Source organism: Pseudophaeobacter flagellatus, from assembly GCF_021228235.1.
In the GTDB taxonomy this organism is placed as follows: Bacteria; Pseudomonadota; Alphaproteobacteria; order Rhodobacterales; family Rhodobacteraceae; genus Pseudophaeobacter; species Pseudophaeobacter flagellatus.
Genome location: NZ_JAJQRG010000010.1, coordinates 37,238 through 60,707, shown reverse-complemented (window position 1 = coordinate 60,707; position 23,470 = coordinate 37,238). Strand labels below are relative to the sequence as shown.

22 protein-coding genes are annotated in these 23,470 nt (G+C 60.4%); 13 read left to right on the top strand and 9 right to left on the bottom strand.

Annotation, left to right across the window (positions count from 1 at the left end; translation table 11 throughout):
* Positions 1-40 precede the first annotated feature (40 nt).
* Entirely contained in the window at positions 41-631 is a 591-nt protein-coding gene (locus tag LRK71_RS16910) for a uracil-DNA glycosylase family protein (protein ID WP_232405114.1), read from the top strand.
* Positions 628-1,419, top strand: a complete 792-nt coding sequence (locus tag LRK71_RS16905) for an SseB family protein (protein WP_232405113.1) — start codon at positions 628-630, stop codon at positions 1,417-1,419. The genes LRK71_RS16910 and LRK71_RS16905 overlap by 4 nt, the downstream gene beginning before the upstream one ends.
* 407 nt (positions 1,420-1,826) lie before the next feature.
* Here LRK71_RS16905 and yghU read toward each other — a convergent pair whose 3' ends face one another.
* A complete protein-coding gene (gene yghU, locus LRK71_RS16900; RefSeq protein WP_232405112.1) occupies positions 1,827-2,708 on the bottom strand; it encodes a glutathione-dependent disulfide-bond oxidoreductase in 882 nt (293 codons plus the stop codon).
* 292 nt (positions 2,709-3,000) lie between these two features.
* Between yghU and LRK71_RS16895 the strand changes: the two genes are divergently transcribed.
* Positions 3,001-3,516, top strand: a complete 516-nt coding sequence (locus LRK71_RS16895) for a YHS domain-containing (seleno)protein (protein WP_232405111.1) — start codon at positions 3,001-3,003, stop codon at positions 3,514-3,516.
* Positions 3,517-3,690: 174 nt separating this feature from the next.
* Here the strand turns inward: LRK71_RS16895 and LRK71_RS16890 are convergent, their stop codons facing one another.
* On the bottom strand, positions 3,691-4,284 hold the full coding sequence (locus LRK71_RS16890) for a GcrA family cell cycle regulator (RefSeq protein ID WP_232405110.1): 594 nt from the start codon (positions 4,282-4,284) through the stop codon (positions 3,691-3,693).
* 160 nt (positions 4,285-4,444) lie between these two features.
* Between LRK71_RS16890 and LRK71_RS16885 the strand changes: the two genes are divergently transcribed.
* Positions 4,445-5,287: an ABC transporter permease gene (locus LRK71_RS16885; protein ID WP_232405109.1), complete on the top strand. Its 843-nt coding sequence runs from the start codon at positions 4,445-4,447 to the stop codon at positions 5,285-5,287.
* Here the strand turns inward: LRK71_RS16885 and LRK71_RS16880 are convergent.
* Positions 5,277-6,200: a DMT family transporter gene (locus LRK71_RS16880; RefSeq protein WP_232405108.1), complete on the bottom strand. Its 924-nt coding sequence runs from the start codon at positions 6,198-6,200 to the stop codon at positions 5,277-5,279. The genes LRK71_RS16885 and LRK71_RS16880 overlap by 11 nt on opposite strands.
* Positions 6,201-6,582: 382 nt before the next feature.
* On the opposite strand from LRK71_RS16880, the gene LRK71_RS16875 reads away from it, so the two are divergent.
* The 3 genes from LRK71_RS16875 to LRK71_RS16865 all read left to right on the top strand — a co-directional run bounded on the left by LRK71_RS16875 (position 6,583) and on the right by LRK71_RS16865 (position 9,442).
* Positions 6,583-7,758, top strand: a complete 1,176-nt coding sequence (locus LRK71_RS16875; RefSeq protein ID WP_232405107.1) for an aspartate aminotransferase family protein — start codon at positions 6,583-6,585, stop codon at positions 7,756-7,758.
* Between the two features lie 69 nt (positions 7,759-7,827).
* Positions 7,828-8,754 (top strand): ornithine carbamoyltransferase, encoded by a 927-nt coding sequence (gene argF, locus LRK71_RS16870; RefSeq protein ID WP_232405106.1) that lies wholly within the window; start codon positions 7,828-7,830, stop codon positions 8,752-8,754.
* A gap of 94 nt (positions 8,755-8,848) precedes the next feature.
* Complete coding sequence (locus LRK71_RS16865; RefSeq protein ID WP_232405105.1) at positions 8,849-9,442, top strand: isochorismatase family protein; 594 nt, start codon at positions 8,849-8,851, stop codon at positions 9,440-9,442.
* A 130-nt stretch (positions 9,443-9,572) separates the two neighbouring features.
* Here the strand turns inward: LRK71_RS16865 and LRK71_RS16860 are convergent, their stop codons facing one another.
* Positions 9,573-11,054, bottom strand: coding sequence for an inorganic phosphate transporter (locus LRK71_RS16860; protein ID WP_232405250.1), 1,482 nt, complete (start codon positions 11,052-11,054; stop codon positions 9,573-9,575).
* A gap of 90 nt (positions 11,055-11,144) precedes the next feature.
* A complete protein-coding gene (locus tag LRK71_RS16855) occupies positions 11,145-11,606 on the bottom strand; it encodes an NUDIX hydrolase (protein WP_232405104.1) in 462 nt (153 codons plus the stop codon).
* A gap of 297 nt (positions 11,607-11,903) precedes the next feature.
* On the opposite strand from LRK71_RS16855, the gene LRK71_RS16850 reads away from it, so the two are divergent.
* The gene (locus LRK71_RS16850) at positions 11,904-12,653 is read left to right on the top strand and encodes an SDR family NAD(P)-dependent oxidoreductase (protein ID WP_232405103.1); all 750 of its coding nucleotides are present in this window, start codon (positions 11,904-11,906) and stop codon (positions 12,651-12,653) included.
* 102 nt (positions 12,654-12,755) lie between these two features.
* Here LRK71_RS16850 and hrpB read toward each other — a convergent pair whose 3' ends face one another.
* Positions 12,756-15,230, bottom strand: coding sequence for an ATP-dependent helicase HrpB (gene hrpB, locus LRK71_RS16845; RefSeq protein ID WP_232405249.1), 2,475 nt, complete (start codon positions 15,228-15,230; stop codon positions 12,756-12,758).
* 188 nt (positions 15,231-15,418) lie between these two features.
* Between hrpB and meaB the strand changes: the two genes are divergently transcribed.
* The 4 genes from meaB (at position 15,419) to LRK71_RS16825 (ending at position 17,992) form a co-directional block, all read left to right on the top strand.
* Positions 15,419-16,399 (top strand): methylmalonyl Co-A mutase-associated GTPase MeaB, encoded by a 981-nt coding sequence (gene meaB / locus LRK71_RS16840; RefSeq protein ID WP_232405102.1) that lies wholly within the window; start codon positions 15,419-15,421, stop codon positions 16,397-16,399.
* A 283-nt stretch (positions 16,400-16,682) separates the two neighbouring features.
* The gene (gene rpmB, locus LRK71_RS16835) at positions 16,683-16,973 is read left to right on the top strand and encodes a 50S ribosomal protein L28 (protein ID WP_232405101.1); all 291 of its coding nucleotides are present in this window, start codon (positions 16,683-16,685) and stop codon (positions 16,971-16,973) included.
* Between the two features lie 140 nt (positions 16,974-17,113).
* Positions 17,114-17,464, top strand: coding sequence for a DUF2946 family protein (locus LRK71_RS16830; RefSeq protein ID WP_232405100.1), 351 nt, complete (start codon positions 17,114-17,116; stop codon positions 17,462-17,464).
* A 57-nt stretch (positions 17,465-17,521) separates the two neighbouring features.
* A complete protein-coding gene (locus LRK71_RS16825; RefSeq protein ID WP_232405099.1) occupies positions 17,522-17,992 on the top strand; it encodes a copper chaperone PCu(A)C in 471 nt (156 codons plus the stop codon).
* 91 nt (positions 17,993-18,083) lie between these two features.
* Here LRK71_RS16825 and LRK71_RS16820 read toward each other — a convergent pair whose 3' ends face one another.
* The 3 genes from LRK71_RS16820 to LRK71_RS16810 all read right to left on the bottom strand — a co-directional run bounded on the left by LRK71_RS16820 (position 18,084) and on the right by LRK71_RS16810 (position 20,802).
* Positions 18,084-19,085: a LysR family transcriptional regulator gene (locus LRK71_RS16820; protein WP_232405098.1), complete on the bottom strand. Its 1,002-nt coding sequence runs from the start codon at positions 19,083-19,085 to the stop codon at positions 18,084-18,086.
* A gap of 272 nt (positions 19,086-19,357) precedes the next feature.
* A complete protein-coding gene (locus LRK71_RS16815; RefSeq protein ID WP_232405097.1) occupies positions 19,358-19,699 on the bottom strand; it encodes a hypothetical protein in 342 nt (113 codons plus the stop codon).
* Positions 19,700-19,887: 188 nt separating this feature from the next.
* A complete protein-coding gene (locus LRK71_RS16810) occupies positions 19,888-20,802 on the bottom strand; it encodes a hypothetical protein (protein ID WP_232405096.1) in 915 nt (304 codons plus the stop codon).
* Between the two features lie 708 nt (positions 20,803-21,510).
* Here LRK71_RS16810 and lepA point away from each other — a divergent pair.
* Positions 21,511-23,310, top strand: coding sequence for a translation elongation factor 4 (lepA, locus tag LRK71_RS16805; protein WP_232405095.1), 1,800 nt, complete (start codon positions 21,511-21,513; stop codon positions 23,308-23,310).
* The last annotated feature ends 160 nt before the right edge of the window (positions 23,311-23,470 follow it).

Genomic DNA, 23,470 nt, shown 5'->3' with positions numbered 1-23,470 from the left:
GCCGGATCAGTCGTCGGGCCGCGATGAACAGGAGGGAAGGATGCAGGCGGAAGAGCTTTGTGCGCAGATCAGCGCCTGCCGAATTTGTGCCGACCGGTTTGCCAAGACGCAGACTGCGCACCAGCCGCGCCCGGTGGCCTGGTTTGCCACTGGCGCGCGCATCCTGATTGCGGGGCAGGCACCGGGGCTGCGGGTGCATGACAGCGGTCGCCCCTTTACCGATGCCTCGGGGGATCGTTTACGCGACTGGTTGGGGCTGGAGGAGGCGCAGTTTTATGATCGTGCACAGGTGGCTATCGTGCCCATGGCCTTTTGCTTTCCCGGCTATAACCGGCAGAAATCGGATCTGCCGCCGCCGCCGATCTGTGCCCGCACTTGGCACGACAAGGTGCTGCAGGCGCTGCCCAATATAGAACTGACGGTTCTGGCTGGTGGCCATGCGCAGGGCTATCATCTGCAAGGCATGGCCCCAGTCAATCAACGCGTTGCCGCTTGGCGGGACTATGCGCCGCGCGTCTTTCCCTTGCCTCATCCCTCTTGGCGCAATACCGGGTGGGTGAAACAAAACCCCTGGTTCGAGGCAGACTTGCTGCCGGTGCTGCGGGGGCGGGTAAAGGAACTGATGAGATGAGCGAGACAACCCCACTGGATCAGGCCCATGCAGCCATGCAGGCCGCGCCGGAGGATGATGGTGCCAGGCTGCGCTTTTATGAGCGCCTGGCGGATAGTGAACTCTTTATGATGCTGAGCCAGGAGGCCGATGGTGATCGCATCTCACCGGAGCTGTTTGAGACTCCAGAGGGGCAGTTTGTTCTGGTCTTTGACCGCGAAGACAGGCTGGCACAGTTTGCCGGGCGTGCGGTGCCCTATGCCGGGCTGGCCGGGCGCGGGGTGGTCGAAATGCTGGCGGGCCAGGGGATTGGCCTTGGGGTGAACCTGGAGGTTGCGCCCTCTTCGACGCTGCTGGCGGCGCAGGCGGTTACTTGGCTGCACGAGACTCTGCAGAACGTGCCAGATCAGGTGGAGGCGGCGATCGAAGAGCTCTTGCCGCCTGGCGGTCTGCCCGAGGTTCTGTTGGGGGCCCTGGATGCCAAACTGGCAACCGCTACGGGATTGGCCGCATCTGCCTATCTGGTCTCTCTGCGCTATCAGGGCGGCGGACAGGGGCATTTGCTGGGCTTTGTCGATGCCAAGCCCGAGGCAGAAGGCGCCCTGGCCAAAGCGGTTGGCGAGGCGCTGACCTTTTCAGGCATTGCCGCTGGGGCCTTGGATGTTGGATTCTTCGCCGGGTCGGATCAGATGGCAGCCCGGCTGGCACGGGTTGGCTTGCGGTTTGATCTGCCACTGCCGGAAGAGCCAAAGATCTACCAGCCGCGCATTCCGGGCGGTGACCCGGAGAGCCCGCCAATCCTGAAATAATTGGGCCGACAGAACGTCATGTCGGCGGCTTTGGTGCTTGATCATCTCGCAGGGGAGGGCTCCCGCCCGTCATCGCCCCTTGCGGGGCTCTTCCCGTTGGGCCCAGCGCCGCGCGATGCGCGGCGACAGTGGCTGGCGACAGCGGGCGGCAAGAGCCTAAGTGCCGCGATTTGTTGTGGCCTTGCACGGGGTTGGGGTGCCGTTTCGGGCTTTGCCGATCTGGCGACGGCGAGATGCGGGCATGTCCCGCTGGCGCAAATGCCGTGGCCACCAGCCATTGCGCCGCGCAGTATTGCGGTAGTGCACTGCGCCTTGGCGCAGTGCCGGGCCCAAGGCCATTGAGGTCATTTGGCCTTGGCCAAATGACCTCTGGGCGCGGGAGCCCCTCGCTTGCCCGCGTCCTGGCGTTAGCTGTTGTTTTCTAGCGTTTCCAGCTTATCCTGCGTGCGGGTTTCAAAGTCACTGGCGTCGTGGCGCTCGTGTAGCTGGGTATGTGGCTCGCCAAAGGTGCGGTTGACCATGCGACCACGGCTGACGGCGGGGCGGGCGTCGATCTCTTTTGCCCAGCGCATAACGTGCTCGTAGGATGCCACATCGAGGAATTCGGCCGCGCTATACAGCCGTCCCAGGACCAGCTGGCCGTACCAGGGCCAGATCGCAATATCGGCAATGCTGTAGTCCTCGCCGGCGATAAAGCGGTTGTTAGCCAGCTGTCGGTTCAGCACATCCAGCTGACGTTTGGTTTCCATGGCAAAGCGGTCGATCGGGTACTGCCATTTTTCCGGTGCATAGGCGTAGAAGTGGCCAAAGCCGCCGCCCAAATAGGGCGCACTGCCCATCTGCCAGAACAGCCAGTTCATCACTTCGGTTCGGGCCGGGCCTGATGCAGGTAGGAATTCGCCAAACTTTTCCGCCAGATGCACCAGCATTGAACCGGATTCAAACACCCGCAGAGGGGTCTCTCCGGTCAGATCATGCAGGGCAGGAATTTTGGAATTGGGATTGATCGAAACAAAATCAGAGCCAAACTGATCGCCTTCACCGATATTGATCAGCCAGGCATCATATTCCGCGCCGCTATGGCCCTTGGCCAGCAGCTCTTCCAGCATCACCGTGACCTTGACCCCATTGGGCGTCGCCAGTGAATATAGCTGGAAGGGGTGCTTGCCGATGGGCAATTCCTTGTCATGGGTCGGGCCGGAAATGGGGCGGTTGATCGAGGCAAACTGACCGCCATTGCCCTTTTCCCAAGTCCAGACTGCTGGCGGGGTGTAGGTTGTATCGCTCATCTTGTGAAAACCCTGTCTTATGTAAGTGATGGCCCGTGCGCCGCAAAACGCCAGACCGCTGCGTGGGATAGATAAGACCCTTGCTGAATATTCCAATGACTGGAAGGTCTATTCTGATCAACTTTTTGCGTCATCACAAAAACGCCGGGGAAGACACAGTGGCGTGAGCCCCAGTTTCGCGGTGCTTGGGAACCGGCTAGCGTGCTGCTATGCTGGGCTGATCTGCCTGTCTGCTGCGGCTTTGGCTTCCGCAGGTATGAATGTTGAACAAATAGATGGGAGAGTGAGCATGATGAAAAGACTTGCATATGCAGCCCTGGCGGCCTTGAGCTTGGGCTTGCCAGCCTTTGCCGGCGAACAATTTGTAGACCAGACCGGCTTTGCCGTCTCCGGCTATGACGTGGTGGCCTATCGCAGCCTCGAGCAGAGCCCGGTTGGCACGATGCAGGCGGCAGCCGTTCCGGGGCGGGCGAATATCACCGCAGAGTACAATGGCGCGACATTCGCCTTTGCCAGTCTGGAGAACCGCGACAAGTTCCTGGAAAACCCCGCATATTTTGCACCGCAATACGATGGCCACTGCGCCTATGGGGTCTCAAAGGGGGGCAAGGTGCCGGGAAACCCCAATCTGTGGCGCATCGTGGATGACCGGCTGTACCTCAATATCACCAAGAATGTTGTTGGCTTCTGGGAAGAAGATATCCCCGGAAATATTACTCTGGCCGAAGAAAACTGGCCGGGGATCGAGCCAGATGAGGCCTCTGAAAACCCAATTCCCAATTTCACCTCTCAGGCGCCAGCGCAATAGAGCCGCGACCGCAGGTGAGGCAGGTGAGGCAGGTGAGGCAGAATAGCCTGGCCCCGCATAGCAAAAGCCCCGCGCCATAGGCTGCGGGGCTTTTATTACAGTGGATCACCGCGGACGAATACTTGCGCTTGTTTTAGCTGCGCAATACTGGTCACCACTTTTGCACGAGTTGCTCTAACGTTTGCGGTCGCGGCGGGCACTCATCGGCTGGAAGGCGACGCCAACATGCGCCTCGCAATAGGGTTTGCCCTGTTGCACCGGCAGGCCGCAGAACCAGAAATCTTCGGTGGCGGGGTCGCCAACGGGCCATTTGCAGGTGCGCTCGGTCAAGTCCATCAGCGACAGTTTCTTGGCTTTTTTCTCGACTTCATTGACCTTGGCCAGGGCCTCGGGGCTGATTTCGTTGGCCGAGGGCTGCGGTGGCAGCGGTTGGCCTGCCGGGATGATCTGCTTGCGGGCAGGCACCACGGGGCGCGCTTCTGCGGTTGGCGCCGTATTTGCGGGCGGCGGGGTCGCAGGGCGCGCGGGCTCTGTCTTGGGTTGCGGTTTGGGCTTCGGCGCTGGCTTGGCGGCCGTCGCGGGCTTTTCCTTTGGCTCGGCTGCGGCCTTGGCACCGGTGGTCGCACGGTTGGACAGGCCGAGGCGATGCACCTTGCCAATCACCGCGTTGCGGGTCACCCCGCCCAGTTCTTTTGCGATTTGGCTGGCCGACTGACCTTCGCCCCACATCTTTTTGAGCAATTCGACGCGATCGTCTGTCCAGGACATCTGTTGCCTTCCCAAGCTAAAAGCGGCCCCAGAATCCTGTGGCCGCCATCGAGTTCCATATTCTTGCTCTATCTTAATCACTGGTGAGCGAGTTACAAGAGACCTTGCGCCTCAGAACCCAGCAGCTATGCAGGGAAAACACAACAAATGTGGGGAAATCATGCGCGACTATTCGTCAGACCAGCGGTCACAGCAGCAGAACGGCTATCAAATCTCCCTCGGAGAGCGCAGGTTTGGCCGGATCAACTGGCTGGGGTTGCAGACTCTGGCAGGGCGCGAAGTGACTCGGTTTCTGGTGGTCTGGACCCAAACTCTGCTGGCGCCACTGATGACGGCGGCCCTGTTCCTGATGATTTTCAACCTGGCCATTGGTCCCAGACGCGGTGATGTGATGGGGGTGCCCTTCCTGCATTTTCTGGCGCCAGGCATCATGATGATGACAGTGATTCAGAACGCCTTTGCCAATACATCCTCTTCGATTGTGATTTCAAAGGTGCAGGGGAATATTGTCGACACCCTGATGCCGCCGCTTTCGGGGCTTGAGATCCTGCTGGGCTATCTGGCGGGCGCGGTGGTGCGGGGTACATTGGTGGCCTGTGGCATCGGGTTGGGGCTGGCGCTGGTCTTGCAGATGATCCCGGCGCATCCGCTGGTGGCCCTGGCCTTTATCGTGCAGGGGGCGCTGTTTCTCGGTGGCCTGGGTATCGTGGCCGGTGTTTTTGCGGACAAATTTGACCAGATGGCGGCGATTACCAATTTCATCGTCACGCCCTTGGCCTTTTTGTCGGGGACTTTTTATTCGGTGCAGGCGCTGCCGCCGGTTTTGCGGACGCTGTCGCAGTTCAACCCGGTGTTTTACCTGATCGACGGGCTGCGCTTTGGCATGATTGGTACATCGGACAGCGCGCCGCTTGTGGGGATGATGATCTGCTCTGGTGCCAGCTTTGGTATCTGCCTGCTGGCCTGGGTCATGCTGCGCAGCGGTTATCGCCTCAAGGCCTGAAAGGTGGGGCTTCAGGTGTGCCCGCTGGCAGGCGCGGCCTTTGTCGCCCTTCGCGCCAGGCCAGCACCGCTGCCCCAGTCAGGATTGTACCAGCCCCTGCAAGGGTGACGGCATCCGGTATGACGCCAAAGCCGAGATAGTCATAGAGACTGGCAAAGATCAGCGTCGCATAGCTGAAGGGCGCCACAAAGGACGCATCTGCCCGCGCCATACCATTGATGAAACAGGCCTGGGCGCAGGCCATCAAGGTGCCAAGCGCCGCCAAAGTGCTCCATTGCATTGGGGTTGGCGCTTGCCAAACCGGAAACACTGCCACGGTGGCGATCACCATTCCCAGCGCATTGTTGAACCACAGCACCTGCAGCGGGTGTTCGCGCCCAGCGAGCTTTTTGATAAAGATCAGCTCTAATCCGATCACCGCAGCGGCGCTCAGCGCCAGCAGGGCAGAGGGCTGAAAACTGGCCCCGGTGGGGCGCAGCAGGATCATCGCCCCTAGCAGAGCCAGCCCCGCCGCGCCCCAGCGCCAGCGGCCCACCCGTTCCCCCAGCAGCGGGATCGCCAGCAGCATGGCAAAGACCGGGTTCAAAAAGGCAATTGCGGTGGCATCTGCCAGCGGGATCTGCGCGACAGCGGCAAACATCAGCGTAATACCCAGCCAGCCACAACTGGTGCGCCCCAGATGCAACCGCCATTGCGGGCGCTGCAAGCGAAAACGCAGCAGCACAACAGCGCTGGAAATCACCATAAAGGCAAAGAGAAACCGCCCATGGCTGATCTGAAGCGGGTGCAGCGGCGTGCCAAGCGTATCGGTCCCAAGGGCCTTGGCCAGCAACGTGGTTGCCGCAATAAAGACCGAGGCCATGGTGATCAGCGCGGCGGCCAAGGGTGGGTTTTGTGGTGTGACATGCATCATGATCTGCAGCTTCACCGCTTTCGCGGCATTTGCAAGAGGTCTGCTGCAAGACCCGCCCTGGCTGTTTCGACTTATCTCTGGTGGGAACAACGGCAAGGGCGGTGGCGGGGGGGGCGGCAACAGGGCGGGTGCCAAATTGTCCGTCTGCGGTGGCAAAAGGGCTTTCATTTTGTCAAATCCTCCGATATGGAGCTGTCTTATGGTCAAAGCCACGCATATCCCTTTGTTGCGACGTCGACGCCGACTGGCGTAATTCGACCACTTTGACCTATGGCCTGGCCGCTTTTGCGGCGCATTGGCACAAAACCATTCTCTCTTTCTTGACCCCTTGGCCCAGCTCATGCACTGCTTCGGCCGCAACTTGTGAAAAAGGATGATCCCGATGATCCCATCCGTACTGCCCACCTACAATCGCGCTCCGTTGGAGTTTGTCAAAGGCGAAGGTTCCTGGCTGTTTGAGGCGGATGGGCGCCGCTTTCTGGATCTCGGCTCTGGGATTGCGGTGAACGCTTTGGGCCATGCGAACCCAAAGCTGGTCGAGGTGCTGAGCGCACAGGCGCAGAATCTTTGGCATGTCTCCAACCTCTACAAGATACCGCAGCAGGAAAAGCTCGCCGATCTGCTGGTCGAACACAGCTTTGCCGATACGGTGTTCTTTACCAATTCCGGCACCGAAGCCTGTGAATTGGCCGTCAAGATGGCGCGCAAGTATTTCTATGACAAAGGCCAGCCAGAGCGGGTAGAGATTATCACCTTTGATGGCTCTTTTCATGGCCGCTCCTCGGCGGGGATCGCGGCGGCGGGGACCGAAAAAATGGTCAAGGGATTTGGCCCGCTCCTACCGGGCTTTGTGCATCTGACCTTTGGCGACATGGATGGCCTGACCAGTGCCATCAGCGATCAAACCGCTGCGGTCCTGATTGAACCGATACAGGGCGAGGGCGGCATTCGCCCGCTGCCGGATGCCGAATTGAAAGCGCTGCGTCAGATCTGCGATGCGGCGGGCATTCTGCTGATCCTGGACGAGGTGCAATGCGGTGTCGGGCGGACAGGTAAATTCTTTGCCCATGAATGGGCCGGGGTCACGCCCGACATCATGATGGTGGCCAAGGGCATTGGCGGCGGCTTTCCCCTAGGCGCGGTGTTGGCCACGGAAGAGGCGGCCTCGGGCATGACTGCGGGCACCCATGGATCCACCTATGGCGGCAACCCGTTGGGCTGTGCCGTTGGTTGCGCGGTGGTCGAAGAGGTGATGGCACCGGGCTTCCTTGCGGAGGTGAACCGGCGGGCAGGTCTGTTTCAGCAAAAACTGGAAGGCCTGGTTGCTGCCCACCCGGATGTGTTCGAAGAGCTGCGCGGCACCGGGCTGATGCTGGGACTGAAATGCAAGGCTTTGAACATGGATGTTGTCCAAGCAGGCTACGACAATGAGGTGATCACCGTGCCGGCCGCCGACAATGTCATCCGCCTGTTGCCGCCACTCACCGTGAGCGACGACGAGATCTGCGAAGCCATCGCCCGTCTGGACAAGGCCGCCACCCAGGTGGCAAGCGCCTGAATTTCCAATCTTACCTTTCCCCGTTAGCAGGCAGCGGCCTGCGGGGCTGATATGAAAAGCGAATACCCCATGAACCACTTTCTTGATATTCACAAAACCAGTGCCGCCGATCTGCACGGCATTATCGACCAAGCCAAGACGATGAAACAGGCGCGCCAGGGGCGCCCCAAGGGCATGCTGGATGACGAACTGCCCCTGGCTGGCCAGATGGTGGCCCTGATCTTTGAAAAACCATCAACCCGGACGCGCATTTCCTTTGACGTGGGGGTGCGCCAGATGGGCGGTCAGAGCATGGTGCTGTCTGGCAAGGATATGCAGCTGGGCCATGGTGAAACCATTGCGGATACCGCGCGGGTGATGTCGCGCTATGTCGATCTGATCATGATCCGTACCTTTGACGAAACCGTGCTGACCGAAATGGCGGAATATGCCACGGTGCCGGTGATCAACGGGCTGACTGATCGCACCCATCCCTGCCAGATCATGGCAGATATCCAGACCTATGAAGAACACCGCGGCCCGATTAAGGGCAAGAAGGTGGTCTGGGCGGGCGACGGCAATAATGTCTGTGCGTCTTTCCTGCATGCGGCGGCGCAGTTTGGTTTTGATCTGACTTTCACCGGCCCTGCACAGCTGGACCCAGAGGAGGAATTTGTTGGCCTCGCGCGCAAGGCGGGCTGCAAGGTGGTGATCGAACGGGATGCGGTCAAGGCGGTAACTGGCGCCGATCTGGTGGTGGCCGATACCTGGGTCAGCATGCATGACAGCCAGTCCTCTAAAGAGCGGCGGCACAATATGCTGCGCCCCTATCAGATCAATGATGCGCTGATGGCCCATGCAAAGGATGATGCGCTCTTCATGCACTGCCTGCCCGCGCACCGCGAAGAAGAGGTGACCTCTTCGGTGATGGATGGCCCGCAGTCGGTGATCTTTGACGAGGCCGAAAATCGTCTGCACGCTCAAAAAGCCATCATGCGCTGGTGTCTGGGCGTCTGAACCGCCTGGGGGCCCGCTTGGGCCAGGCCAGAGGCTGGTAAACTAGAGAAATTTCTGCAACCCTCGCGCGACTCAGTCAGCGCGGGGGATTATTTTGCGACAAACAACAGATCAAGCCATGGGGCCAAATTGCGCGCTATTGGTGGTCGATATGCAGATGGAGATGGCAAATGTCACCGCTGCGGGACGCCCGCGCGCCAACCCTGATGCCGAAGACAATGTCGCAAGCCTGCTTGCGGGCTTTCGTGGCGCGGGGCTGCCGGTGCTGCATGTGATGCATGATGATCCGCGCCCCGAGAGCAAATTTCGCCGGGATCTGGCCTCTGGTCAGCCAATGCCCTGTGCGCAGCCGCTGGCTAGTGAAAAGCTGTTCTGGAAAACCGGGTCTTCGGGGTTTGTTGGCACCGAATTGGCCGTCACGCTAGAGGCCGAGGGGATTACCAATCTGGTTATCGTGGGCGGGGTGGCGGCGTTCTGCGTCAATTCCACCGCCCGTTCGGCGGCCAATCTTGGCTTCCAGATCGAGGTGGTCGAAGATGCCCTGATCGCCTTTGCAATGCCCGCGCGAAAAGGCGGAGACATTGATGCGGACCTGGTGCTTGAGGTCACGCTTTCGGGTTTAGCGGCGGGCTTTGGCGCGGTGGTGCCCACGGCAGAGGTTTTGGCGCGACTAAGCGTTGCCGCATGACCGCCCCCGGCCCCAGGGCACTGCGTATCGCGGTGGCGGGGGTCAGCCCAATTACGCATGCTTTGGGCTGTCGGCAAGGCATTCGAAGACCCTGCCTGGGTGCCGCCCACAGCCTTCTAGTAGGTGACTGTTAGTGGGTGACTGTGGCGAGCAGCAGGTAAATACAGCCAGAAAGCAGCGCGGCAGCCGGAACGGTGATCACCCAGGCGGCGGCGATGGTCATGAAGTGACTGCGGCGCACCAGCTTGCGGCGACGGCGCTCTTCCGGGGCGATGCGCGTTTCCGGCGCTTTGGCGATAGAGGAATTGCGGCGGCGGCGTTCGCTGTGCCATTCCCGAAAGAAGCCAACACCAAAGACCGCGCCCACTGCAATATGGGTGGAGGAAACTGGCAGCCCCAGCCAGCTGGCGACAATCACGGTGATGGCTGCTGAAAGCGAGACACAGAAGGCGCGCATCGGGTTCAGCTTGGTGATCTGGCTGCCCACCATGCGGATCAGCTTGGGGCCAAACAGGAACAGGCCAAAAGAGATGCCAAAGGCACCGATCACCATGACCCAAGTGGGGATGGTGACCTTGGCGGCAAAATCGCCAAATTCGGTGACATGCACGATGGCGGCCAGCGGCCCCACCGCATTGGCGACATCATTGGCACCATGGGCAAAGGACAAGAGGGCGGCCGAAATCACCAGCGGGATGCGAAACAGCACCTTCAGGGATTTGTTGCGGTTTTCCATGCCCTGCGATTGGTGACGGATCAGCGGTGCGGTGATAATGTAGCTTAGGGCACCAATTCCGGCACCAATGATCAGGGCCGTCTGCAGGTCGATCTTGACGATCCGCTTCAGCCCCTTGAGCGCCAGATAAGAGGCAAAGGCCCCAGCCATGATGCCCACAAGCACGGGCACCCAGCGCCGCGCGGCGGCGATCTTGTCATCCTGATAGATGATCTTAGCCTTGATCAGGGCAAGAAACAGCGCTGCGACTACGCCGCCCAGCACTGGTGAAATTACCCAGCTGGCGGCGATCTTGCTCATGGTGGCCCAGTTGACTGCGGAAATCCCGGCTGCCGCCACGCCTGCGCCCATAACTCCGCCGACAACCGAATGGGTGGTGGAGACCGGCGCGCCGATCCACGTGGCAAGGTTGACCCAGAGCGCCGAGGAAATCAGCGCGGCCATCATCGCCCAGATAAAGATATCGGCAGTCGCTACCGCATCGGGGTCGATGATGCCTTTGGAAATGGTTGAAACCACATCACCGCCGGCCAAGAGCGCACCAGCACTTTCCGCGATGGCGGCAATCAGGATGGCACCGCCCATGGTCAGCGCATTGGCGCCCACCGCTGGCCCCATGTTGTTGGCGACGTCGTTGGCGCCGATGTTGATTGCCATATAGGCACCAAAGGCGGCGGCTGCCACAACCACAAAACTGCTGGTAGAGCCACCAAGAAAAATCGCCGCAACGGCCCCGGCGATTACGATAAAGGCCAGCGCAATGCCAGGCGCGACCAAGGGTCGCGACACATAGGAGGTAGCCAGCTCCAGCTGTGAGATCCGGTTCAAATCCCGATCGAGTGTAGACCACTGGGGCCCCTTGGGCGCGTCGCTCATGTCATCAATCCCGATTCCATCTTCGCGCTCGCGCCTAACCTCCTGCCAGGCTTGGCGCAAGGTTTTCGTCATGAATTCTTTACAATGGCGCTAGAATTGTCGCAGCAGGTCTTGCAACTCTGGCTCGTTCACCAAGTTGGCAGCCTCTGCCGGACCCATCCATTTCCGCTGGCGCTGGTCGGCCTCGGGGTAGTCGTCTTCCAGTTCGGTAACCTCGGCGACATAGACCAGTGTATGCACCTGGATATGCGGGCGGCCATCTTCCAGTTTGACGTATTCATATGATCCCAGCGGTGCCTTGTTGCGCACTTCGGCGCGGATGACGCCAGCCTCTTCCCAGGCCTCTTGCAGGGCGGATTCAGCGCCGTCCTTGCCCGAAACGGGCCAGCCCTTGGGCAGGATCCAGCGGCCGGTGCCGCGACTGGTGATCATCAGAACCTCTTTGCCGTCCGGGGTGGTGCGGTAACACAGGGCCGCCACCTGCACCCGCTTGGGGCGAAACAGAATAGGCTTGATCATTTCTTCCCAGGCCTGGGTGAAAATGTTGCTCATTTCGAATTGCCTCGTCTTCTTATTGGCAGCCACCGCATCTGCTGCAGAGGCACGGCCTTGGGCTGCATTTTGTGAATGCCTCAAAATAGGTATTTTGTGGGTGAAATTCAACCTGTTTGGATTTTTGCCGCAAAGTTTGCCGCAAAGTTTGCCGCGAGAGGGGGCGGCGGTGGCCGCGCGGGCAGGGGCGGGGCGGTGATTAGCCCTTGTGCGGGAGGGCCGTATTGGCGAGGCTTTGACCGGCCGCGCCTGCGCAGATGGGGCGGATCGCAAGAACAGGAACAGATTGGGCATTTTATGAAGACAGCATTGATTACGGGCGCGGCGCGCGGAATTGGCCTGGCCACGGCACAGGGGTTGCTGGCCGAGGGATGGCAGCTGGCCCTATTGGATCGCGACGCAGAGGCGCTGGCAGAGGCGGCGACAGCCCTGCCTGAGGCGCTGATCATCGAAGCGGATGTCTCTGTGCCGGAAGATGTCGCGCGGGCACTGTCTGAGATCGAGGCGCGTTTCGGGCGGCTGGATGGGTTGGTCAATAACGCAGGCGTCGCCGATTTTGGTCCGATCAGGGACACCAGCTTTGCCCGCTGGCGTCGGGTGATGGAGACCAATCTGGATGGTCCGTTTCTGATGACGCAGGCCTTTACCGATTTGATCGCGGCTGAGGGCGGTGGGGCGGTGGTCAATATCACCTCGATCTCTGGCCTGCGGGCCAGTACCCTGCGGGTGGCCTATGGGACGTCAAAGGCAGCTTTGGCGCATCTGACCCTGCAGCAGGCAGTCGAACTGGGTGAGCTGGGCATTCGTGTCAATGCAGTGGCGCCAGGGCCAGTGGCCACCAAGCTGGCGATGGCGGTACACAGCCCCGAGATCATCGCGGCCTACCACGATGCCCTGCCGTTGAACCGCTATGGCAGCGAAGCGGAAATCGCCGCTGCGGTGACCTTTCTGCTGTCTGACAAGGCGAGTTTTGTCACGGGTCAGATCCTGGCCGCAGATGGCGGCTTTGAGGCCACGGGTATTGGTCTGCCGGCGCTGCGCATCTAGAGCGAGGCGGAGCGCTCCCGCCCGTTGATCGGCGCATCAAAGATACGCCGCCAGCCGTTGGGCCTGGCAGCACCTCGGTAATGCCGAGGCACTGCGGTGGCGTTATTTGCGCCGTTTTGCCCGCAGGGTCGGGTCTTCGCGGGTGGGGTCCTCAGGCCAGGGGTGGCGGGGGTATTGCGCGCGCATGTCTTTGCGCACATCGGCGTAGGATCCGGTCCAGAAACCCGGCAGATCGCGGGTGATCTGGATCGGGCGCTGGGCCGGGGACAGGAGCGTGATCTTGAGGGGCACACCGCCGACGCTGGGGTGGCGGGTGACGCCAAACAGTTCTTGCAGGCGGACCGAAATTTCTGGTACCTCGGTGCTATAGGTGATCGGGATTTTGCGCCCCAACGGCGTGGTGAAACTGCCCGGTGCTTCGCGGTCCAACAGCTGCGCCTGGTCCCAAGTGAGCGCGGCGCGCAGGGCTGGCAGCAGGTCAAACTGTTTCCACGCGGCGGCGGACTTGACCCCGCCCAGCATGGGCAGCAGCCAGTTCTCCAGATCTTCCATCAGGCCGGGGCTGGAAAAATCGGGCAGATCATGACCATCGGCGCGCAGCAGTTCAACCCGCGCGGCGAGGCGAGCAGAGCCCCCTTCCAGTCGCAGACCGAGGTCGCGCACGCCGTCCAGCATGGCCGTGGCCACCTGATCTGCCGGGGCGTCTTTCCAGAGGCGGTCATCCAGGGTGATGGCGCCAAAGCGTTCCTGCTGGCGGGTGACCACCCGGCGTTCGCGTTTGGACCAGTGGCAATTGTCCTGCCATTCGATCTGATCGGCAAAGAGCGCGCGGATTTCCCCGAGCGTGATCTGGCTGGCCATGCGCACGCGGGCTTCACGCGGGTTGCCATCGGTATCCAGCGCCACGATGAAGGGCGCGGCGGCAAGCGGGTCGCCGGGGTCAAGCACAACGCCCTTGCCGCCTGACAGCACGTAGCGCGGCTGATCCCCCTTGCGGCGCTGCCCGATGCGATCGGGATAAGCCAGGGCAGCCATCGCTGCCGAGGAGAGACGGGCATGGCCCTTTGGGGCCAGGTCGCCATGTTTTTGCAAGCGCCGCGTTTCGCTGCGAATGCGCTCGATCACCGGATAGAAGAGTTGATAGGAACGGTTGCGCTGAAAGCTCTTGGGGTTTTTCAACGCCTCAAGGCGCAACGCCAGATCGGTTGGGGCACCGCGCAGCGGGTCGCGCTCTGCCAAAAGCGCCGCCAGCTCGGCGGCTTTGGGACCAGCGTGCAACAGCATATGGCCCAGACGGGGATGTAGCGGCAGTTTGGCCAGCGCCTTGCCGTGGTGGGTCATCCGGTTCTGCTGATCCAAGGCCCCCAGCATCTGCAGCAGCCTGCGAGCCTCTGCCATGGAGCCGCTGGGCGGCGGGGTGAGAAAGGCGAGATCGTCAGGCGCAGCGCCCCAAAGAGCCAGTTCCAGCGCCAGCCCGGTCAGATCCGCCGAGGCGATTTCTGGCGGCGGAAAGGCCGCCAGCGCGCCTTCCTCGCCCTTGGTCCACAATCGATAGGCGGTGCCGGGGGCCACCCGGCCAGCCCGGCCCTGCCGCTGGGTGGCCTCGGCGCGGGTGACCTTTTCGGTGATCAGCCGCGACATGCCAGAGCCGGGATCAAACCGGGCCCGCCGTGCCTGACCCATGTCGACGACCACGCGAATGTCCTGAATGGTCAGCGAAGTTTCGGCGATTGAAGTGGCCAGAACAATCTTGCGCCCGGATGTCGCGGGGCGGATGGCTGCCTGTTGTTCCGCAAAGGGCAGCGCCCCAAACAGCGGCTGGATCAGGCAATCGCCGGGCAGGCGCCTTTCCAGGTTTTTGGCGGCGCGGCGGATTTCACCTTCTCCGGGCAGAAAAACCAGGATGCCGCCGCCCATCTGGGCACCCCTGGTGGTATCGCGGCTGTCGGCTTCAGCCTGCACCACCAGATCGCAAAGCGCATCCAGGCGTCGCACCTGCGGTGCGAGCGGGCGATCAAGCCAGCGGGTTTCAACCGCAAAGCTGCGCCCTTCAGAGTTGATAAGCGGTGCCTGCATCAGCTCGGCCACCGGTGCGGCATCAAGGGTGGCAGACATGGCCAGCAGGATCAGATCGTCGCGTAGGGCACCTGCGACCTCCAGGCAGAAGGCGAGGCCAAGATCGGCATTCAAGGAACGTTCGTGAAATTCATCAAAGATCACCGCGCCGACGCCGGGCAGGTCTGGGTCCGATTGCAGCATCCGGGTCAGGATGCCCTCGGTGACCACTTCGATACGGGTGGCTGTGCTGATCTTGGCCGCGCCGCGAATACGGTAGCCGACGGTTTGACCAACCGGCTCGCCCAGGGTTTCGGCCATGCGTTCAGCCGCGGCGCGGGCGGCCAGGCGGCGGGGTTCCAGCATCAAGATCCGCTGATCAGTCAAGCCCGCCGCGCGTATGGCCAGCGGCACCTTTGTGGTCTTCCCGGCCCCTGGCGGCGCCTGAAGCACGGCACGGCGGTGCTGTTTCAAGGCGTCTATCAGCGCTGGCAGCGCGTCATCAATGGGGAGGCGAGGGATTGAGGGCTGTGTCATGCCCTGCTTATCGCCAAAGCGCCTGCCGGGGTCCAGAGCCGAGCTGTGGTGCAGGCTCTGCAGTGGCTGACCTGTGCCTGGTCTGCGCCAGCTTGGCACTGGACAAGGGGTTCGTGGCTGCGCCAAGAAGGGCGGAGAAATTTCAAGACCTGACGAATAACGGGAGACCGGGCATGCAGATCGCCGCGTTGAGTGAGAAAATCCTTGAGGGAGATCGTCGGGCGCTGGCGCGGGCCATCACGCTGGTTGAAAGCGGGCGTGAAGATCACCGGGCCGCCGCGACAGAGCTGCTGGAGCGGCTGGCGAAATCCGGGCGGCAGGCGCTGCGCATCGGTCTGTCGGGCACACCGGGGGTGGGGAAATCCACCTTTATCGAGAGCTTTGGCATGATGCTGGTGGCGCAGGGGCTGCGGGTGGCGGTGCTGGCAGTGGATCCCAGTTCTGCCCGTACCGGCGGATCCATCCTTGGCGATAAGACCCGGATGGAACACCTGAGCCGCGAAAAAGCCGCCTTCATCCGGCCATCGCCCAGTCAGACCAATCTGGGCGGCGTGGCGCGGCGCACCCGCGAGGCGGTGGCCCTATGCGAGGCGGCTGGCTTTGACGTGGTGCTGGTTGAAACCGTGGGGGTGGGACAGTCGGAAACGGTTGTAGCGCAGATGTCGGATCTTTTCTTGCTGCTGCTGGCACCGGCCGGCGGGGATGAGCTGCAGGGTGTCAAGCGAGGCATCATGGAGATGGCCGATATCATTCTGGTGAACAAGGCCGATGGCGATTTGAAATCCGCAGCCATGCGCACCTGCGCCGATTATTCTGGTGCCCTGCGCCTGCTGCGCAAACGGCCACAGGATCCAACAGGCTTTCCCAAGGCGCAGACGGTTTCCGCCCTGCAAGAGGCCGGGTTAGAAAGCGCCTGGCAAGAGATGCAGACCCTGGCCACCTGGCGGCGAGAGCAGGGCCACTGGGACCGGATGCGGGCCGAACAGGCGCGTTATTGGTTTGTCGAGGATGTGCGCCAGGCGCTGTTGGCGCGGTTGCAAACCCCCTGGGCGCGCGAGCGCATGGCAGAACTGTCGGATCAGGTGGCGGCAGGGGGCATGTCGCCCACCGTGGCCGCGCAGGATTTGCTTAAGGGGCTGGGTGTCTCGGCCTAGCCGTTTTGCGCGGCAAGAGCGTGTTGACACAAAAGGTAAAGAAGACTCGTCAAGGGGGATAAAAGCCCCTATAGCGCTGTTGAAAATCACGGGTTGGGGTGGGTTTTGCCATTTCACCGGAGGGTTGCCACAAAACGCCGTCATATGGCTTGACCCCTGCGGCGATTCCTCCTAAACGCATCCAACCAGTTTTCGGGCGTCGCCAATGGCTGCGCCCTTTGAGATATGGTAGATGATTCGAGGACTGCCCTCGGATACTGCCCCAGATACGAAGGATGAACCTATGTCGCGCCGTTGCGAACTGACCGGAAAAGGCCCGATGACTGGCAACAATGTCAGCCATGCAAAAAACAGAACTCGTCGTCGGTTTCTACCCAACCTGAACGATGTCACCCTGCAGTCCGAGACGCTGGGTCGCGGCATCAAGCTGAAGATCTCTGCTGCAGCCCTGCGCACCGTTGATCACCGCGGTGGCCTGGATGCTTTCCTGGCGAAAGCCAAGGACGAAGAGCTGTCCAACAGCGCGCTGAAAGTGAAAAAAGAAATCGCCAAAGCACAGTCCGTAGAGGCCTGATCGCTGGCGCGTCTGGTCCCGCATCAGCGCATGTGATTTATGAACGTCGTGTATCCTTGTGGATGCGCGACGTTTTGCCGTTATAGGCACATTTCATTTACAACTTGCAGCCCCTGCCGGGTGGGGGCATATGCTTGGGTATGGCGCATTCTCTGCGGATATCTTTTGCCCTTGTTCTGGCGCTGGTGGTGACCCTGACGGGGCATGCCTCTGCCACTGCGAAGGGGGCGCGGGATGCCAGTGGACAGATGGTGATCTGTTCCGGCAGCGGGCCCGTGACCATCTATATCGACGATCAGGGGCAACCGACCCAGCCGCCGCATTATTGTCCGGACTGCGTGATGCATCTGTTGGATGCTGTTCCCGTGCCGGATGCTCTGGCCCTGCCGACCTATGCCGGTCAGGCCTATGATCGCAGCTGGTTGCGCCTGCGCCTGCGTCATCGGCCCAAGCTGACGGCAACAGCGCGGGCGCCTCCCGTCGCTGTTTGACGATCCGACAGTCAGAATTACCCCTAAAATTTCAGTAACTTGAGAAAGGAGACAGAGATGTCCCTGAAATCCGTTTTGTTTGCGGCGGTTGCCGCCGTGTCGCTTGCTGGTGCGGCTTCTGCCGAGGGCACCAAGATCATGGTGCAGGATCAATATGCCCGCGTTTCTACCAAGATGGCCTCTAGCGGTGCTGCCTTTATGAACATCATGAATATGAGTTCGGAGGCAGATCAGTTGCTTGCGGTACGCTCTGACGTGGCCAAGCGGGTGGAGCTGCATACCCACATGGAAAGCGGCGATGGCGTCATGAAGATGATGCATGTGGAGGACGGCTTTGCCATCCCGGCCGAGGGCAGCCATATGCTGCAACGCGGCGGTGACCATGTGATGTTCATGGGTCTGACCGAAACGCTGGAGCATGGCGATGTGGTGCCCCTCACGCTGGTGTTTAAAAATGCCGGTGAGATCAATATCGAAATCCCCGTCGATCTGGAACGCAAGCCCGGCCATATGAAGCACTCTAACTAAGCACCAAGGCAGAGAGGGGGCAGCGACCATGCGGCCTTCCTCTTTGCCGCTGCCCACGCCAGGTGACCCCGGCGCAAACAGGGGCGAGAGGCTACAGCAATTCGTCCAGCAGCCGGAAATCCTGCGCCAGCCAGGGCAGGCGGGCGATGGAGGGGGCCACCATCTGCCGCTTGATCAAACCCTGAGTTGTCTGCGCCACAGTGCGGGGCAATTGGTCGGCCCAGTCCTTGCCTGCAAAGAGTGATATCTTGCGCGCAGAAAGCCCGTCAGAGGGGTCGAAGGGCAGCGGAAAGGCATCGATTTCATCGTGGAACCGCGCTGCACGCATATAGCCCAGCGGTGTTGTCACCGCCCAGCCGATACGGCGCGCCACCATGGCCATCAGTGCCAAGTGTGATCCAATTTCAAACCGGTTTTCAAAGGCTTGTTCCTGCCCCAGCGCCTGTGCGTGGTTCTGGACCAGGGCTTCGATTTGCTGCGAAATCAGCTGGTCTGCGGCATAACGCAGAAACGGCAGCTGGTCGAGCTGTTCTGCGGCGACTTTGGGGGTGGGGTAATAGCCCTTGGGCGCCACCAGAATAAAGGGATCGCGCACCAGCGGGAATTCGACCAGCCCGTCTTGCGGAGTACCCGTGGTGGCGGTGATCGCCAGATGAAGCTCCCCGGCCTCGATGGCGCGCAGGATGTCATGGCTGGAGGCGGTGATCATCTTGAACCGGCATTCGGTCAGGCTCTCGGCGAGGGCCGTCACCAGGCGGGGTGTTAGATCGTTGTCAAAGTCATCAATCAGACCGATCGACAGCTCCGGCAGGTGGCTCAGATCCATCATCGACAGCTCGCTCTGTGCCAGGCGCAGCTCGGACAAAACTGCATGGGTCCTGGCCAGAAAGTTCCGCCCGGCAGAGGTTGGCACCATGGGGCGGCGGCTGTGATCGACCAACTCTGTTCCCAGAGCTTTTTCAAGGTTGCGCAACTGTTGGCTGACGGCAGGCTGGCTGAGGCCAGTCACATCGGCGGTCTGCGCAACCGAGCCGGTCTTGGCCAGGGTTTCAAAGACCTCTAACCCTCGAAGGGTGACCCCCTTGATCAACATGCCCGCGCTCCTGAAAAAATGTTTGCCTGACGATAGTTTCCTCCAGCGCTTGCTGGTGGGTCAAGGGTGCTAATCCCCCTGCTATTCCCCCCCCAAGGTCGTATCGGTTGGGGGTTGAAGGCCCGAATGTAGGGGCAGGGGGCGTATTGGTGTCGGCTTTGGTTTTCTGAAAACATCCCGCGTCATGGTCTGCCCAGCCGCCTTGGCGCAGGCCAAGCCCGTCTGTTCGGCCCGTCTGTTCGGTGTGCTTTAGGGGAGCGCAGGCAGGCGCCTTAGCCGCAGGTTTTGGCGGCGGTATCACCAAAAACCTTGTAGCGCAGCCAGAGCCGTTCATCGCGGCTATTGCTGGACTGGCGCACCACCTGTGCCTGGTGCGGATCGGCAAACCACTTGGACACGGTGCGCCGCTCGGAAGAGGAGAGCTGCTGGTTGGCCACCTTCTGAATGCAGTTGCAGAGGGCCGGGCTGGCGGCGATCCGGTCAGAGTTGCGGCAGGCCCGTTCGATCACACCGGCCTGGGCGGGCTGAACAAACACGATCTGCGCAGTAAGAACCTGAGCAGCCAATACGGCACAAAGCCCTGCAGGACGCAGGAAGGTGGGCAGCAATCTCATCAAATGTCCCTCGTGTGTTTACCCCGGATCCCGTGCCCGGTTTTGCGCGAATATGGCGAAGTGCGAGATAAGTTTCAATCGTGGTTAAAATCGCTTCACAAATGCGCAAAATCTTGCTGGTGTCGGATCTGATTGGGGAAGGCCGAGCGCTTCGCACCCACCCAGGGTCAGGCGCTGACCTGAGGGATTTACAGAACGCCCAGTATGCGAAGGCCCACCTGGACCACCGCGTATAGAACCCCGCCAACACCACCAGTTACAGAAATAGCGAGCGCCGCGAGGCGGACAGATTTTGCGAGGTCGCTGTCAAAGGCCTGTGCGCCTTGTCTGGCTAGGTCTTTTCCATTTCGAATAAGCAGTCTCATTTTCGACACCCGGTCAAACAGCCGGGTTGTTACGTCTGCACCCGGCAGGGGCGGTGCGCCTATTGGCAGAGGGAGGATGCTATCATTGATCAGCTCTTGAATGTCATGCTTAAAATCATCGACAAGTTCCGGTTCGCTGATCGCGGTCAAGACGGGCAGTGCCTGTTCCAGGAGCGCTTTGTCCTCTGGTGTCAGGGCTTTCAGGGCTTGTTTGGTCAGTTGCTCGCGATTTGCGGCCTCCTCTGGGTGGTTGGCGCGAATACCGCGCACACCTTCCTCAACCGCATCAAGCAGAGCGAGATTGTCCTCATTGTCCGCCAATTCCCTCGTTTCATGCAGCTGGTTGCGCAGACGGCCCGCAACGCGGGTGAGGGTGAGTTCGGCGTTCTGCGGATCATTCCGGTATTTGGTCAGCACACGGTTGAGCTTTTTGACATTGCCGGAGCGTTCCGCCAGCCCGTTATGCCCGCCGAGGCAATCCTCCAGCGCATCTTCGATCTGCGACAGCAGGGCAGAGAGCGTGACCGGGTTTTCGACCGAGATCGGAACCGCGCGGAACTTGCCGGTGTCCGGGTTGATCTCAATGCGTTCTGCCATCGGCAGCTTTGCAGCGAGCATTTCCGTCTGAATGCGTTCGATTTCCCTGGCGACCGCCTTGGGCTCCGCCGCCCAGATGGTGTCATCAATCAGGGAAATCTGTAATTGCAGATCCCAATCTATCGGTTCGCCGGTGAGCATGCCGCGATACCAGGTGCGCCAGAAGTTCCAAATGCCCTCTGGATCTTTGCGAGTCTCAAATACCTGCCAGAGTTGGAGTACCCGCCCGACATCATCTGTGCTGTGCCACAACGGGTGGCCAAAAATCTGATGGGGTTCATTGAGTATACTTAACCTTGCATCGGAAGCGCTGGAGGCGAAATGAGAGGTATTGGAGGTCGCAGTTGCTTTCTCGATGATCATGCTTGGGAGTTCAAAGGAGCGGGAGGCGGAAGCCGAGACGGGATAGGCAATGTGATCGGCCGCGGCTAGGCGGCAGTAAGAGGGTTAACGCGATCACTGTAGGCATCAGGGAAGAGAGAGTCGCCTGCGGATCGGGCAGCACGGCCAATTTTCTTTGTATCCGAGGGCGCACAAGCGCTTGCAACTCCAGACGTGAGGACGGCACGGAAGCCTGCCAAAAGATATGCTGTGCCAAGGCTTCCGCCGATCATTTTATCCGCCTCTGCCATCAATATTGGCAGACTTCGTAGGGTGGAGCGGGCGGCAAGAGCATGGGTGACCCGCACATCTTGCGTTTTAAGCCAGGCTTCTAGCTGGTTAAAATCTTCTATCTTGTCCACATCTGCTATGCTCAATACGCCTTTGACTGCCGATTTCGATAAATAACTTCATCGCAGCATAGACGCGCGCTTGACCAAGACAAGAAACCAAATCATATCAACTTGCATGACAGATCTCGCCAAAATCCGCAATTTCTCCATCGTCGCTCATATCGACCATGGCAAATCCACCCTCGCTGACCGGCTCATCCAAGAGACGGGGACGGTGGAGGTGCGTGATATGAAGGCGCAGCTGCTTGATAGTATGGACATCGAGCGCGAGCGCGGCATCACGATCAAGGCCAATACGGTGCGCATTGATTATACGGCGGACGATGGTGAGCAATACGTGCTGAACCTGATCGACACCCCTGGCCACGTCGACTTTGCTTACGAGGTCTCCCGCTCAATGCGTGCGGTTGAAGGCTCTTTGCTGGTGGTCGACAGCACGCAAGGGGTTGAGGCGCAGACATTGGCCAATGTCTATCACGCGATGGAGGCCGACCATGAAATCGTGCCGGTGCTGAACAAGATCGACCTGCCGGCCTCGGATTGTGATCGGGTGGCGGAACAGATCGAAGATGTCATCGGCATCGAGGCCACTGGTGCCATTCGGGTTTCGGCCAAAACAGGCCAGGGCATCCACGAAACACTGGAAGCCATCGTCAATGACCTACCTGCGCCAACTGGCACCCGCGACGCGCCGCTAAAGGCGATGTTGGTGGACAGCTGGTATGACGCCTATCTTGGCGTGATCGTTCTGGTGCGGATCATGGACGGGGTGCTGAAAAAAGGTGAGCGGATCAAGATGCTCTCCAATGGCTCGACTCACCATGTGGACCGCATCGGCGTCTTCCGCCCGGCCATGACGGTGATTGATGAACTTGGCCCCGGTGAGATTGGCTTTTTGACCGCCTCTATCAAGCAGGTCCGCGATACCCGTGTTGGCGATACCATCACCCATGAGAAAAAAGGCACCGAAGATGCTTTGCCTGGCTTTAAGCCTGCGCAGCCGGTGGTGTTTTGTGGGCTGTTCCCGGTGGATTCCGCCGAATTCGAAGACCTGCGCGATGCCATCGACAAGCTGGCACTAAACGACGCGTCCTTCAGCTTTGAGATGGAAACCTCGGCTGCACTGGGCTTTGGATTCCGCTGCGGATTTCTGGGGCTGCTGCACCTGGAAGTGATCCGCGACCGGGTTGAGCGCGAGTATGACATTGATCTGATCACCACTGCGCCTTCGGTGGTTTACCACGTCTATATGCGCGATGGCAGCATGGTTGAGCTGCACAACCCCGCTGATATGCCGGACCTGACCATTGTTGATCACCTGGAAGAGCCACGTATCAAGGCGACCATTCTGGTGCCGGATGAATATCTCGGCGATGTGCTGAAGCTCTGCCAGGACCGTCGCGGCATCCAGTTGGACCTGACCTATGCGGGCAGCCGTGCCATGGCGGTTTATGATCTGCCACTGAACGAGGTGGTGTTTGATTTCTATGACCGGCTGAAATCGGTGACCAAGGGCTATGCCTCCTTTGATTATCAGATGACCGGCTACCAGCAAGACAACCTGGTCAAGATGTCGGTGCTGGTGAACGATGAACCCGTCGATGCCTTGTCGATGATGGTGCATCGCGACCGTGCCGAGGCCCGTGGCCGCGCCATGGTGGAAAAGCTGAAAGACCTGATCCCGCGCCATATGTTCAAGATTCCAATCCAGGCAGCGATTGGCGGCAAGGTGATTGCCCGCGAAACCCTGTCCGCGATGCGCAAGGATGTGACCGCCAAATGTTACGGCGGCGACGCAACCCGGAAGAAGAAACTGCTGGAGAAGCAGAAGAAGGGTAAGAAAAAGATGCGCCAGTTCGGCAAGGTCGACATCCCGCAGGAAGCGTTCATCTCGGCGCTCAAGATGGATAGCTGAACAACGTCTGGGGGAGGGCGCTTTGCGCCCACCCTGGGTCCGGCGCTGCCCTTCGCTTTGTGGCGGCCGCTGCGACCATTTTTAGACCCTCTGAAATTCACGCTTGTGGCCGTGGTTTTGTGCGTTGCGCAATTTGTCTTCGCGAAATTGTCGCAACTTT